Raw genomic sequence first — 13,703 nt, forward strand, 5'->3', positions numbered from 1 at the left:
CGGCGTTGTCCTGAATGCCCTCAGTGGCCTGAATGACAACGCAGCCTTCGGAACACTTAACTCGTTCCCCCCCTACCAAGGACCCCGAACATGAAACGCTTGATTCTTTCGACCCTGACCGCCGCCATCCTCGGCGCCTCTGCCGCCGCGTCCGCCGACAACCTGTCGATCGGCTTCGCCGACCCGCTGTCGTCCTTGGACCCGCAACTGAACAACCACGCCGGCGACCGCTCGGTGGCCCTGCACTTCTGGGACCTGCTGATCGAGAACAAGTGGAACAAGCTTCAACCCGGCCTGGCCGTCAGCTGGAAGCCGCTGGACCCCACCACCTGGGAATTCAAGCTGCGTGAAGGCGTCAAGTGGCAAGACGGCACGCCGTTTACCGCCGACGACCTGATCTATTCCTACACCCGCGCGCGCGCCGTGCCCGGCAGCGTGGCGACCTACGCCGGCTACCTGCGCACCATCGACACGATGACCGCCAAGGACCCGCTGACGCTCATCGTCAAGACCAAGGCGCCCAACCCCGACCTGCCGCTGAACCTGGCATCCGTACACGTCGTCAGCAAGCACGTCGGTGAAAAGTCCACCACCGAAGACTACAACTCGGGCAAGGCCATGGTTGGCACCGGCCCCTACAAGTTCGTGTCCTACACGCCAGGCGACCGCGTCATCATGGAACGCAACGACGGCTACTGGGGCGAGAAGGCCACCTGGGACAAGGTCAACTACCGCTACATCAACAACGCCGCCTCGCGCACCGCTGCGCTGTTGGCCGGTGACGTGGACGTGATCGACAAGGTGTCGGTGTCGGACCTGACCAAGCTGCAAAAGGCCGCCAACATCTCGGTGTACCCGTACGACGGCCTGCGCGTCATGCTGCTGCAACCCAGCTTCAACCCCGCGCCCAATCAGTACATCACCGACAACAACGGCAAGCCGCTGGACAAGAACCCGCTGCTGGACCTGCGCGTGCGTCAAGCGCTGAACCTGGCCATCAACCGCAAGGCCATCGCCGACCGCATCCTGCAAGGCGCGGCCACCGAAGCCAACCAGTGGATGCCCAAGGGCACCTTCGGCTACAACCCCGACGTCAAAGACATCCCCAACGACGTCGCGCAAGCCAAGAAGCTGCTGGCCGAAGCGGGCTTTCCCGACGGCTTCAAGCTGACCATGCACGTGCCCAACGACCGCTACCCGCAAGGCCCGGAAACGGCCCAGGCCGTGGCGCAGTTCTGGACCCGCGTCGGCGTGAAGACCCAAGTGGAAGTGGTGCCATGGGCCGTGTACTCGGGCCGCGCCAACAAGAACGAATTCGCCGTCAGCATGCTGGCGTGGGGCAACGGCACGGGTGAAGGCAGCTACGCGCTGGTCAACATCCTGGCGTCGGTCGACCCCAAGAAGGGCCTGGGCGCCTCCAACTGGGGCCACTACTCCAACCCCAAGGTGGACGCCGCGCTGGAACAGTCCACGTCGGAATTCGATGTAGCCAAGCGTGAAGCCATCCTGCGCGACTCGGTCAAGCTTGTGTCGGACGACGTCGGCATCTTCCCGCTGTTCCACTACAAGAACATCTGGGCCACCAAGAAGGGCCTGAAGGTGACGCCGATGACCAGCGACCGCACGGCCGCCATGATGGTCACCAAAGAACCCGCCGCCGCTGCCGGTAAATAAGCCATGGCGCCGACCCTGACCATCACCCCCGCGGACGCCTTGATCGACGTGCCGCGCCAGATTCGGGTGGAAAACGTTGCACCCGGCCAAACGGTCGAGATCAGCGCGCTAACCCGCCGTAACGGCGTGCTGTGGCAAGCCCACGCCGCCTACACGGCGGGCGAAGACGGCGCCGTCGACCTGACCCGCGACGCGCCCATCTCGGGCGACTACACCGGCCTGTCGCCGATGGGCTTGATCTGGTCGCAAGCCCCGGTGGACTCGCCCAGCCGCGAACACTTCAACCACCCGGTGACCGATGCCTTGGTTACCGATGTGGTTGCGCGTGTGGGTGCGGTTGAAGGCGGTGCTGAAGCGCGCGCTGAAGCCGGCGCTGTAGCCGACATGCAGGCCCAAGCCACGTTCACGCAACGCCTGGCGCTGGACGGCGTCACGCGCCACGAGGTCCGCGAAGAAGGCTTGGTCGGCACGCTGTACCTGCCGGCAGGCAGCAAGCCCGGTTCGCACCCCGCCGTCATGATCCTGAACGGCTCGGGCGGCGGCATCAACGAACCCCGCGCAGCGCTTTACGCATCGCGCGGGTATGCCGCCTTTGCGCTGGCGTACTTCAAGGCACCCGGCCTGTCCGACTACATCTCGAACACCCCACTGGAATACTTCCAGACCGGCCTGCGCTGGCTGCGCAAAAAGGTTCAACCCAAGCACGACTTCGTCGCCATCAGCGGCCAATCGCGCGGCGGTGAACTGGTGCTGCTGCTGGGCGCAACCTTTCCCAAGGAAGTGTCCGCCGTCGTCGCCTACGTACCCGGCGCCGTCGTCCACAGCGGCCAGAACGCCTGCGACCCCAAGATCGGCCGCGAAGGCCCCACGTGGTTGCTGGGCGGCAAGCCCATCCCCCACGTCTGGGAAAACAACCGCACCGCCACGTGGGCCCCGTTTGACGAAGGCCCATCGCCGCACCGTCACGAGAAAGCCATCCTGACCGCGCTGCAAGACCCCGACGCCGTCGCCCGCGCCCGCATTCGCGTGGAAGACATCGAAGGCCCGGTCATGCTGCTGTCGGCCACCGACGATGGCTCGTGGCCGTCGAGCCTGTACTCGAAGATGGTGCAGGACAAGCTGGTCGACGTGAAACACCCCTACCCCGTCGAATGGCTCGACTACGAAAACGGCGGCCACTCGATCCTGTTCCCGTACGTGCCCACCACCCAGCTCGTCTACGCCCACCCCGTGTCGGGCAAGATCAGCACCAGCGGCGGGAATCCGAAAGACAACGCACGCGCCGACCAGGAATCGTGGGAAGGCGTGAAGAAGTTTTTGGACGCGGCGGTAAAGGCGCGGGCGGCTACGGTTAATTCGGCTAGCGCGGAATCGACTCGTTCGGATGCCGCAAGCTCGCAATCGGCTGCTGCCCCTTCGGCAAGCACTTCCGGCAACGCCGGCTGATCAGACACCAAGGAGAACATCCCCATGGCACAACAACCCATCGTCTATGACGCCGTCAATGATCTGGTCGACAAGCTCGTCGGCCTGACCCCCGGCAGCAAAACTTTTGAGGTCCGCCACCAACGCGAAAAAGTCGCCGCCGCCACGCAAGGCAGCTACGACGCCCTGTTCGACCCGGCACTGCCCGGCTTGTCGCTCGCCGAGCGCCTGCTGGTCGCGCTGTACGCCACCCGCATCAGCCTGTCGCCGCTGCTGGCCTCGCACTACCGCGCCCGCTTGGCGGAAACCGATGCAGCCCCCGCCGACATCGCCGTCGCAGAATCCGGCAAGCCGTCAGACGCCTCCACCCCGCGCCTGGCTGCCGTGTTGGAATTCACGCGCAAGCTGATCGAAAACCCCGTCGAAGGCGACGAAGCCGCGCTGAAGACCCTGCCCGCAGCCGGCGTCTCCACGCCCGCGGTCGTCACCCTGTCGCAACTGATCGCCTTCCTGTCGTACCAGACCCGTCTGGTCGCAGGCTTGATCGCGATGAAAGACCTGGAAGGCCAAGCCCCCCACGCCGCCGCCGTCCCGCCCGCGCCCTTCGAACCCAACACCGCCGCCACCGAACCCGGCGCCGTCATCAAGGCCCACGGCTTCACCAACGAAGTGCTGGAGTGGAAGGCATGGCTCGACGTCGTCAACGTCGACACCGCCACCCCGGAACAAGTCGCCGTCCTGGAAGAAAGCCATCCCAAGGCCAAGGTCTCGGACTACTACCTGTTCCTGGTCCACCAACCGGAAATCCTGCGCCAGCGCTCCACCGCCTTCAACGCCATCATGTACGCCCCAGGCGGCCTGTCGCGCGCCGAACGCGAGCTGGGCTCCACGGTCGTCTCGCGTGTGAACGGCTGCGTGTACTGCGCATCCGTCCACGCGCAGCGCTTCGAACAACTGGCCAAGCGTAATGAAGTGATCGCGCAAGTGTTCGAAGACCCCTACACCGCCGGCACCACGGCGCGTGAACTGGCGATTGCCCAGTTCTCGATCCAGATCACCGAAGCCCAGGCCGACGTCAACGCCAACAGCATCCAGGCATTGAAGGATGCGGGCTTGAGCGAAGGCGAAGTGCTGGACCTGCTGCACTCGGACGCGATCTTCGCCTGGGCAAATCGTTTGATGCTGAACCTGGGCGAACCGGTTTTTGCCACCGTAGGCTAAGACCCGCTTTTCCGCCGCCCTGCGGCCACGTCAGCGTATTCGTTAAACTGACGCTTTCCGCGCCACTACGCGCCCCGCCCCGTGCGGGGCGCTTTGCCTTCCCCCATGTCAGAAAAAACCCACGACATCCGCCCCGGCCAGTCCGTCGAACTCCTCAAAGCCCTGCACATCCTGACCCGCGACGGCAAGATGAACCAGGACAGCCGCCGTAAGCTGAAACAGGTCTACCACCTGTTTCAGTTCATTGAGCCGTTGCTAAAGGACGTCCAACAAGAACGCGGCGCGGTGACGCTTGCGGATCACGGGGCTGGCAAGTCGTATCTGGGGTTCATTCTGTATGACCTTTTCTTTAAGGAACAGAAAGATGCCGTCGGGAATGGGTCCCATATTTATGGGATCGAGACTCGTGAAGAGTTAGTGAAGTCGTCAGAGGAACTGGCGAAACGGCTCGGGTTTGGCGGGATGTCGCTCTTGAATCTCTCTGTGGCGGAATCGATCACGTCGGATAAGTTGCCGGCGACGATTGATGTGGTGACTGCGTTGCACGCTTGTAATACGGCAACGGATGATGCGATTCACTTTGCGTTGGAGAAGAAGGCGAAGTACATCGTCGTTGTGCCTTGCTGCCAGGCGGAAGTGGCTTCGGTGCTAAGGAAGAATAAGGGCAAGGCGCTGGCTGATCCGCTGGCGGAGATTTGGCGGCATCCGCTGCATACGCGGGAGTTTGGAAGCCAGATTACGAATGTGCTGCGGTGCTTGCAGCTTGAGGCGCATGGGTATCAGGTCAGCGTGACGGAGCTGGTCGGGTGGGAGCATTCGATGAAGAATGAGCTGATCGTGGCGCAGTATAAGAATCTGCCGACCAGGAAGCCTGCGGAGAGGCTGACGGAGATGTTGGAGCGGATTGGGTTGCAGGAGTTGAAGGATCGGTTTTTTGTGCCGGTTGCTGCATGAAGATGATGAAGGGCTCTGCGGAGCCCTTTGTGCATTTTGACCGTCGTTTGGGGCGAGACAAAAACGTCACTCGCATCGTTGCGGCTTCCATAGCGTTCCGCCGTATACTCGCCCTGCGGTCACACCAATGACCGTCCGGTTTGACAGCCGGAAATGACAAAAGGCGGACTGCCGCTGCAATAGCGGCATTTTTACGTCCGTAGGCCGACGCACGTCCCTGCTATGGGCGGGCCTTGGCTGGGGCACGCTCGCGTGCGCCGGTTTCTTTTGTCACCGGTCTGTCAACCCGGCCTTGCGCCCGCCCACCCCGATTGACAGCGGGGAGCGGGTCTAACGACGAAAGAGGCTGCTATGAATGATCACCCTTATACCTATGACCGTTGGGCCACGCCGGATGATCCGGAGTTTGCGCTTGTGCGGGTGGATGATTTAAGGAAGATGGAGCGGGCTTGCCAAGGGATTTGGGCGATTGCTCGGATTGTGGGGAATGGTGTGAATGAGGCGGACTCTGCGGACGCACAGCCGTTGGACGATTGGATTGCGTCGAATTTGGTAGGCGGGGTCGAGGCTCTTTGTGACCATCTCTCTGAACTCATAGGAGTGGCACTTGATAATCCACGATCAATGTGTGAGCTGTCCTAGGCGGCTCTCCCTACCAATTAAGAAAATAGTCGGATGGAGCCGGTCTTCAGCTAATGTCGGCCGGCTCCGTCAATCCGAAATCGATGTCATCACATTCCGATCATGAAGTTGTAGCGCTGCACTTTTCTTGTTAGTGGGCATCCGCCGCTCAACTTAGAATAGGCCTCGAACGAGAGGTTTTCCAAAAGTCATCAGGGAATTACCTATGCCAATTCTCGCAGAAATGAAAATTGACTGGACCGCTTTTGCCGCATTGACGGCTTTGGCTATTTGGCTGGTCGACGGATATCGAAGACGCCGGGAACGACGGGCATCTAGACGGCTTCTAGCGCAGATCATGACAGCTCCGTTAGCTGTTGCACAGTTAGAAATCGCCAAACTCAGAAGTCTAATTGTTCCACCCGGCGGTGGAGATACCACCTACTTATTGAGAGTGCTGAACTATCAAATCGAACGCCAGAATTTTGCGTCCAAGGCCTCACTTATCACCCTGGAATTGCCATCGCAGTTTCTGGACAAGGCGGACATTTTAAGTGAGGTCGTTAGCAACCGACTCGCTTTGGCTTTCGCCCAAGTCAACCGCTTAAGGAGCCTATGCCAATATTTCGGAGAGGTTCCCGATGAAGCCGACGAGGAGGAAATAACACAGAGTCTGAAGCTAGTCATCACTCAAATTCAAGATGCCGAACAGAGCATCGGTGAGGCATTTCAAGCGCTACTACACGACGGTCGCGCCTCTGCTCGGTTTCAGCGACCGAACTCAAGATAGCCCTCCGCGCGCTGACCTGTGAAAAAATGGTCACCCTAAGCAAAATTTCAATCCGGCGCCTTATTTTTTTGACTGGGCTATCCGCTCGCATGACAGGAAATTCTCGCTGCCGTTGCTAGGCAACTTTAAATTAGCCCCGGCACACGGCTTGAATAAACCACTCTGACCTATCCAACCCAGCATAAAGCGCGGCCTCCCACTCATTCTTATATTCGTACGAATTCGCCTTTTTGGTTATATACCACCGCAATTCCTCCGCGCTTAAACTGGCCAAAAATTCTTTTGCACCTGCCAAATAGCTAGCTGCCTGGACAGCATATCTCGACGCAAGTTTAAGTTCATTGAAATAATTCAGCACCCTTCGACTCAACAAATTATCCCAATCTGCCGGAAAGTTGGTTCGATAAACGACTGTCACTGGCAGAGTCTCGATCACATCGCAGATTAGCCATCCATCTGTCTCGATTCGCGAGTCCTCAAAATATGGATGCGGCATCTCAGTCTCAACCGTTATTAGTCCAGAACCCTTGCCTTTGTTGCAGTCCGAGCAAGACGGAACTAAGTTAATGGGTAACACAGAGAACGCAGGATACCTAGATTTTGCCGCAAAATGGTCCAGCGTGGAAACATGTCCAAATCCGCAGAATGGGCAAATCCCCAGTCTAGTGAGCCTTAATTTATCGTAATGTGAACGGCCACTACCTTTGGCATTCGACATTTGGTCGTCGTACAGAGCTACAAACTCCGATTTTGTAATATTTGTTAGCGCGACTTGATCCCCGCCCCCCCACGCGCACGGGATAAGCATGTGCAACTGCTTATTCTCCGCGTGCAATGCGTATTGCTCGGAGGCTGCATCCACGCTGTCATTTGCGACATTTAGCCTGGAGGACAATTCCGGACCCGCCACACCCGCCACGCAATCGAAATACACCGTTGCTCGACTCAGAGCTGGAGTCGGCAGTAGCCTCATTCCTGCACCCCTTCCGTCTTAGCCCTAAGAAGTGTTAACAGAATGGCTTGAGCCTCGTCACCAAGTTGCCCATCGAAACGCTGCGCGATGCTCGCGAACGTTCCACCATTCTCAACTGCTCGCTCCAGCATTTCATGGAAGCCGGACCTAGAAACCTCCAGTCCAAATACTTCACGGGTCAGCACTCCAACGTTCTCACCGAAGGTTTCACGCTCGGGTCGGTCGCTTCGAGCCTCAAGGCGGCTTCTCGTGAGCTTCCAAACACACGACTTTGGAACTTCCTGCAAAACGACCGGAGAGTGAGTAGCGACAATTGCAACGCCGTTACGGTTGTACAGCAGTTCGGAAACTGCGCGAGTAAACGCGGATAGAAGGGGGGGATGAAGATGGCTCTCCGGTTCGTCCAGCAAAACCAGCGTTTTCTCTTCCACCAACTCGACAAGCCTGGTAAGCGTCAGCAAAACGATGGAATGACCAGAACTCATTCGGCGAGCCATCGAGCGCGACTCTTGGATGGCGAGATCGTCGGGGAGATCGATGAGATGCGCCCAACCCATTTCTCTAAAATTTGCATCGGATTCGAGTCGAGAGATAGCGCCGAAGAATCTCATCTTTTTCGCAGGCTGGCTCAAGCAGAGGCTAAAGCTCTCCACAAACTCGTTTACTAAGTCGAGATCCGTTTTGGGGGGACTAGATTCGCGACCATCCCCCTGGCGAATGGTCTTCATGCCCACGTAGTAGTAGGCTGGCCCCACCGTTCTATCTGGCCTATCCATTGGAGGAATGAATGGGTCGAACGCACTGAAGGAAACCGAAACAACGCTACTGAAATAGTCCTTTTGCATGGCCGAACCATACATTGCTCGGTCGGTGAACTGGCAAGGCGGCTGGGTTGGCGGCCCATTCACAACCAGCGCGCGCACCATGTTATTCAAAAGCGTAGTTTTACCGACACCATTTCTGCCGATAAGAACATGAATATTAGTCGGAGGATGAGACGCAGCACTAACATTGAAAATTAAATTAACTGCCGCATGACGCTCATCAGCGAGTTGCTGAAAGGCGAATTTAAAATCCGAAAGCTGCGCCTCACCTTTAAGCACGCGCTTAAATTGTCCGCTGATAACCGAAGTGCTCACTCCGCGCATGAGTGAATCCTTAAATACATCCTCCGATTCTGCCCGCGTGTGGATTGCGTCGTTGACAACGACGTCCTTCAGTGCGCGTAAAAGACTGTCACCCACCTCATTTGATAGTTTGTCCTTTACAGCCTGATAATAATCAACATCTTGACCCAGCGAAAACCACCCCTCGGGCAGCTCGTTAAAAGACTCTGGTATGGCCGCTTCCGTCCAGCCATGTTTTTGACCTAAATATCCAATTTTCACTATACCGAAATCAAGGCGAGTCCCATCATTGGTAACGAATGAAAGCGAGAAGCTTGTCTTGTAGGAGTAGTCATCCCAATTATCGGGCGACAATTGAAACGTGTTACGAGCACCATTATCAGAATACTGTCGAACCGCGAGTTTTTTGAAGGTGAGCAGCATGAATTCCTCGGATGTAGGCAACAAAATAAAGTTGTCAGGCTGCAACACCGCAATTGCAAACTGAACCTTTAACTCCGGTTACTTCGGCTTGCTTTCGGCTGTGCGTGTTTAACGTCTCCAGTAGCCTCGAATGACAACAAGCCAATGCATTCGACACTATTAATTATGCAATATGGGAAGCCACTCGCGGTACAGGTCTAACACATCCTCATTTCCAGCATACTGAGGCGCATAAGCCGCAATTAAGGTGTCAGACCGCAATTTCCTCAGCTCGCCTGAGTGCAACTTTAGTCTGACACTTTATTTCCAGCGGACGTGATACACGATCCGTCGTAACTGACAATTGGCCAAGCGACCGCGCTTTACTTGCTTTGCTTTTTGCCATTTCCCTCAAGAAATTCTGCAAGCTTGTCTAGTGAGACTCCATACCAGTCTTTTCCATTCTTTGGTGACCAAAGAACGCCGCTTGGCTTCACTCGAATATGTCCAACTACTTTGTTGTCCGCATCCACAATTTCATGATCTTCATATTTTTTCGGGCGAAACGAGTTCACTCGATTTTTGGCCGGTGCTGCTGCAGTTCCTGCGGGGGAAGCCTTCTTTGTTGCCATCAATTACTCCTTAAGTTCAACCGCTAAAAAAACAAAAATGGGCGAAAAATTTTTACGAAACCGTTTGCCAAAGCAGAAGACACGGGGCGGGCCGCCTGCCGACTCGCATAATCGGGCACCACAGACCCGCTTGCTAAACGCAAGCTACTATGGCAACGCTGTCGGAGTGCAAACGTCGAAGAACCATTTCCGACAAGAACCCTGTTCCGTATTAAATTCACGGATTTACGCGCCCAATCGATCAATGATTAAAACACCACTAAATAGCGCATTGCCTCAAACTAACTGCAACGTGCCATACTTCACTAAAGATTGAGCTTGTTCTGAAAGAAGCAATGCGCGCGCATTAATAAAGTCGCTATAGGTATACGAGCCATCCAACATAGACCGGGGAATTAACGCTCCATCTGCAATATTGTCTCTCTGATGAACCGGAATACTGGTCATATAGGTAGCAGGACTCTTATCACTAATACTCCTGTTGTCCGAGGACGTTAGCAGACAAACATTTGCAATAATGTTGGATTGATGGAAAGGAATCCCTTGAGTTGCAAGAAACGCTTTGGGATAAATGTGATGAAACTCCCTCGCATTGTAAGCGGACATCACAGTGCCCAAATCTACCAGGGCACCACTAAGAAAAGTTCGAGGCTGGGCTTGTGCGAGCAGACAAATGGCGGCTTTGGCAATCGTGGAATTAATTCGCCAGGTCTTCGTGAAGACAGCAGGATCAACCTTGGCATCTAATGCAGAAAACACGGTAGGATCTTTGGCAAAAGCTTCCATACGCTTCAGATCTTCCAAGACAGCAGTATTTGTTCCAGCCTTGTATTTCTGCGTGAACGCGCAATGCCAAAACCAGCGCTTCAAACCCATCAGGTGTGACGCTGTTGGCTTAAGAGTGCGCGCATAAAATCCGACTAGAGGCACTAGCATTATAGGAAACGGAACAAACACAATGTTTTTTATTCGGAGTTCCTTTTCCAAGAAATCGACCGTAGCATACATAGCTTGTTTGAGCTTTGTCATTCCCTCAATCAATCTCTCTGGCGGAGCGTCGACCAGTGCATCTGCATCGATACTTCCTTGAACGATAGTTGCTAGACAACGAAGGACGAGCTCCTCGCCTACGTCTTCATAGCCACAATCCGCTAACCTGTCCAAGAGAGTTTGAATCTCGTTAATGAGATTGAATTGGTCGGACCAAGTCCACGCTGACAACAGTTCCAACGTCGAAAGACTAGTACCCGATGAGTTAATACGTTGAAAGACCCGGCAGACCTCTTGATTGGAGCGATCTCTGATAGTAACGACAGGGAACTCATAGTCTTTGAATCTCTCGGTCAGCGTGGCTATTGATTTTTGGTCTTCCGAAGAAAACCTAGCCAACTCCGGGAGCAACTTAGTTGTGTCGAGAATAGCCCTTAAGTTAATGCTCTTAGCCGGATCCGCGACACTGGAATGTAAGAAAATTTCAGTTTCAGGAACAAACGAAACATCAAAACATTCAGCGAGTGCGGGGTCAGCGGTTTTAGCATCGGAATTAAAAACACCGAAAAGCGTCGTTAGACGCTGCTGCCCATCAAGCAAATAATTTACAGGAAAGTCTTCCGGAGTTTTCGGCAGTTCGAATCCTCCGACATCGCGCTCGTGCTTCAAGGGCACCTTGGTACTCCAAAGTAGCAAGGAACCGACGGGATAGCCTTGATATATGGAGTCCAACAGGCTCATTATTTGCTCGTCTTTCCACACGTACTCTCGCTGAAAGACAGGGATCTTTATATTTCCCCTACTTACATCTGACAGGAGAGCACCCAAACGAGGACTGGAAGGAGTTATTTTATTTGCACTCATTACGCACACCACTCATCCATTTAAATAACATGTTATTGCGAGAAAAGTAAGAATATAAAAATCAGTTATAAAACCGATAGCAAACTTGTATTTCGCAAATATTTCTGCGCGGATAAACCAGCATAATTCTCCCCTCAATAACTATGCTTGTCGCCTTGCGATGCCGAGGATCGTGCTTCAATTTCAACCAAATAGGCGCTGGGGCAATCTCGCGAGTTAAAAGGATATAAACGCCCCTATTTCCCATCTTTGCCAACCGAACTAAGCCCCCGTGATAGCTATAGGACCATGTTCGAGAAACCTTTTCAGCGAAGGCCGCATTACAAGATCGAAGTCCGGACGCTATAGAACTAAATTAGATTAACCAATTCACCTTGTGGGATCGCAACCCCCTCCAGCTCGGCAAACCAAAATTCACCAAATTTTTTCCAATTGAATTCGTAGGAATTCTTCAGATTAATATTGACGGCCTTTCCACCCACTGGCACCTCGATCTTTCCCCCGGGAAACTTAAATCCATTCGAAATATCGTATGCCCAGCATTTTCCATATTTCGTCCGAGGCTCGACGAATCTTGGCAGATCGTTCATTACCAGTGCAACTCCGGTCGACACCACGCCCGCTGTGACATAATTTTCTAAAATGTGTAAGTCCTCGTAGACATCTTTCATAAAAATGTCGTGGGCACCGCGGTTACCTCCAGACGCTGCAATCGTTCTATAGCACTTCAGCTCAATCGCGATCTTCACGTCTCCGGCTGCGGACCGACCGCAGAGCAGGATATCAATATTGTTTGTTTTGTCCCCGATGCGGACGCCCGTTTCCAGTTCGACCTCGGCCCCTTCGTCTGGTTGATAATTTATTAGCGGGAGGATCTGTTTAAGAATATATGCAAACTGCAGTTGCATAGATGCCTCTTTATTTATCGGTATTAGGCCGCCTCCCACCTTTCGACCGAATACCGTCCATGCCAAAGAGACTGCGCATCTCAGACGCTCGTGGAAGTGTTGTTGTGTGGCGATATCATTCATTTTCGTAAACCAAGAAACCATTAATTAATCAAAGCTTCAACACGTCCCGCGCCAGCACCTCCGTGCAAGCCTCTCCCGCCTTCGCCAAATATCCCTTCAACATCCCCGCCCCGTTTTCCAGCAATTGATCCTTAGTCGGCGGGTTCTTATCATTCCCCTGCACCCCTGTGCAAGCCGATTCCGCCACCACAGTCTTCTTCGCCGCATCAATCAGCCGCAACCTAGCCGTATAGCTGACCCGGTAATGCGCCCAATCCGTCGGGTAGTAATTGAACATCCACGTCAATGTCTTCACGTCCAGAACATAATCGCCGCCTGGACTGGCGGCGACTACCGTTGCGACATCATCTTTAGCTGCCACGCCAGATGCGTTCACGGCCGTGGTGTTCTTCAAGCTGGCTAGCTTGCTTTGCAGTCCGGCAGAGATCGCAATCGCTGGATCTTCGATGCCGTTTTCTTTCACGATGGTATTGCCCTCCGTGACCATGGCGGCAGCGCCAAGCATCGCGAATGCAGCCTTGCCAGCGGTAAAGGCAGTGAAGTCGGGCTGGCCGTAGCGGGAGGAAACGATGGATTTTCCTTCCAGCTTGCTCAGGGAATCTTGGGAGATCGGTGCATGCTTGACGGTCGTGCAAGCGCCGAGGGAGAGGACAACTGCTGCTGTGATAGTGATACGGAACATCAACATCTCGTTCTAAGGTTGCAGGATAGAAACTCTCTATCTCGGAAAGCGCTCATGCGCGCGTTACTCCGGAAAGCGCTCATGCGCGCGTTACTCCGAGTCCCGACCGACGATGCGGATTGTGCTGTCCCGTGCTTGGGCTGCTCTTGCGGTGTGGTGTCCGCCGACCTTGCCAAAGCTGATGCACAAGCAAACCGCAAATGACAACTTGGCTTAACGAATCGATGCTGATCGCGTTGCGGGACTGTCAGGATTTTTGTGTGCAGGCCTATGATGGTTTTCAAGGAGACCGACCATGGCACGCAACCCGAAGTCCA

General features: G+C 55.0%; 10 protein-coding genes. 5 read left to right on the forward strand and 5 right to left on the reverse strand.

The annotated features are described in order from the left end of the window. The first annotated feature begins 90 nt into the window (after nucleotides 1-90). The 5 genes from WBR68_RS21140 to WBR68_RS21160 all read left to right on the forward strand — a co-directional run bounded on the left by WBR68_RS21140 (nucleotide 91) and on the right by WBR68_RS21160 (nucleotide 6,685). Complete coding sequence (locus WBR68_RS21140) at nucleotides 91-1,674, forward strand: ABC transporter substrate-binding protein (protein WP_230695171.1); 1,584 nt, start codon at nucleotides 91-93, stop codon at nucleotides 1,672-1,674. Between the two features lie 3 nt (nucleotides 1,675-1,677). Beyond that, nucleotides 1,678-3,120, forward strand: a complete 1,443-nt coding sequence (locus WBR68_RS21145; protein WP_230695172.1) for an acyl-CoA thioesterase/bile acid-CoA:amino acid N-acyltransferase family protein — start codon at nucleotides 1,678-1,680, stop codon at nucleotides 3,118-3,120. Between the two features lie 24 nt (nucleotides 3,121-3,144). After that, nucleotides 3,145-4,320, forward strand: a complete 1,176-nt coding sequence (locus WBR68_RS21150; RefSeq protein WP_230695173.1) for a CMD domain protein — start codon at nucleotides 3,145-3,147, stop codon at nucleotides 4,318-4,320. Nucleotides 4,321-4,425: 105 nt separating this feature from the next. After that, nucleotides 4,426-5,274: a class I SAM-dependent methyltransferase gene (locus WBR68_RS21155; RefSeq protein WP_230695174.1), complete on the forward strand. Its 849-nt coding sequence runs from the start codon at nucleotides 4,426-4,428 to the stop codon at nucleotides 5,272-5,274. A gap of 847 nt (nucleotides 5,275-6,121) precedes the next feature. Beyond that, nucleotides 6,122-6,685 (forward strand): hypothetical protein, encoded by a 564-nt coding sequence (locus WBR68_RS21160; protein ID WP_230695175.1) that lies wholly within the window; start codon nucleotides 6,122-6,124, stop codon nucleotides 6,683-6,685. A gap of 969 nt (nucleotides 6,686-7,654) precedes the next feature. Here WBR68_RS21160 and WBR68_RS21165 read toward each other — a convergent pair. The 5 genes from WBR68_RS21165 to WBR68_RS21185 all read right to left on the reverse strand — a co-directional run bounded on the left by WBR68_RS21165 (nucleotide 7,655) and on the right by WBR68_RS21185 (nucleotide 13,386). After that, nucleotides 7,655-9,256, reverse strand: coding sequence for an AAA family ATPase (locus tag WBR68_RS21165; protein WP_230695176.1), 1,602 nt, complete (start codon nucleotides 9,254-9,256; stop codon nucleotides 7,655-7,657). Between the two features lie 314 nt (nucleotides 9,257-9,570). Further along, on the reverse strand, nucleotides 9,571-9,819 hold the full coding sequence (locus WBR68_RS21170) for a hypothetical protein (protein WP_230695177.1): 249 nt from the start codon (nucleotides 9,817-9,819) through the stop codon (nucleotides 9,571-9,573). A 276-nt stretch (nucleotides 9,820-10,095) separates the two neighbouring features. Continuing rightward, on the reverse strand, nucleotides 10,096-11,673 hold the full coding sequence (locus WBR68_RS21175) for a GmrSD restriction endonuclease domain-containing protein (protein ID WP_230695178.1): 1,578 nt from the start codon (nucleotides 11,671-11,673) through the stop codon (nucleotides 10,096-10,098). Between the two features lie 350 nt (nucleotides 11,674-12,023). Beyond that, nucleotides 12,024-12,704 (reverse strand): hypothetical protein, encoded by a 681-nt coding sequence (locus tag WBR68_RS21180; protein ID WP_230695179.1) that lies wholly within the window; start codon nucleotides 12,702-12,704, stop codon nucleotides 12,024-12,026. A 28-nt stretch (nucleotides 12,705-12,732) separates the two neighbouring features. Continuing rightward, nucleotides 12,733-13,386, reverse strand: coding sequence for a hypothetical protein (locus WBR68_RS21185; RefSeq protein ID WP_230695180.1), 654 nt, complete (start codon nucleotides 13,384-13,386; stop codon nucleotides 12,733-12,735). Nucleotides 13,387-13,703 lie beyond the last annotated feature (317 nt).

The organism is Achromobacter sp. JD-1, from assembly GCF_038594925.1.
In the GTDB taxonomy this organism is placed as follows: Bacteria; Pseudomonadota; Gammaproteobacteria; order Burkholderiales; family Burkholderiaceae_B; genus Achromobacter; species Achromobacter spanius_C.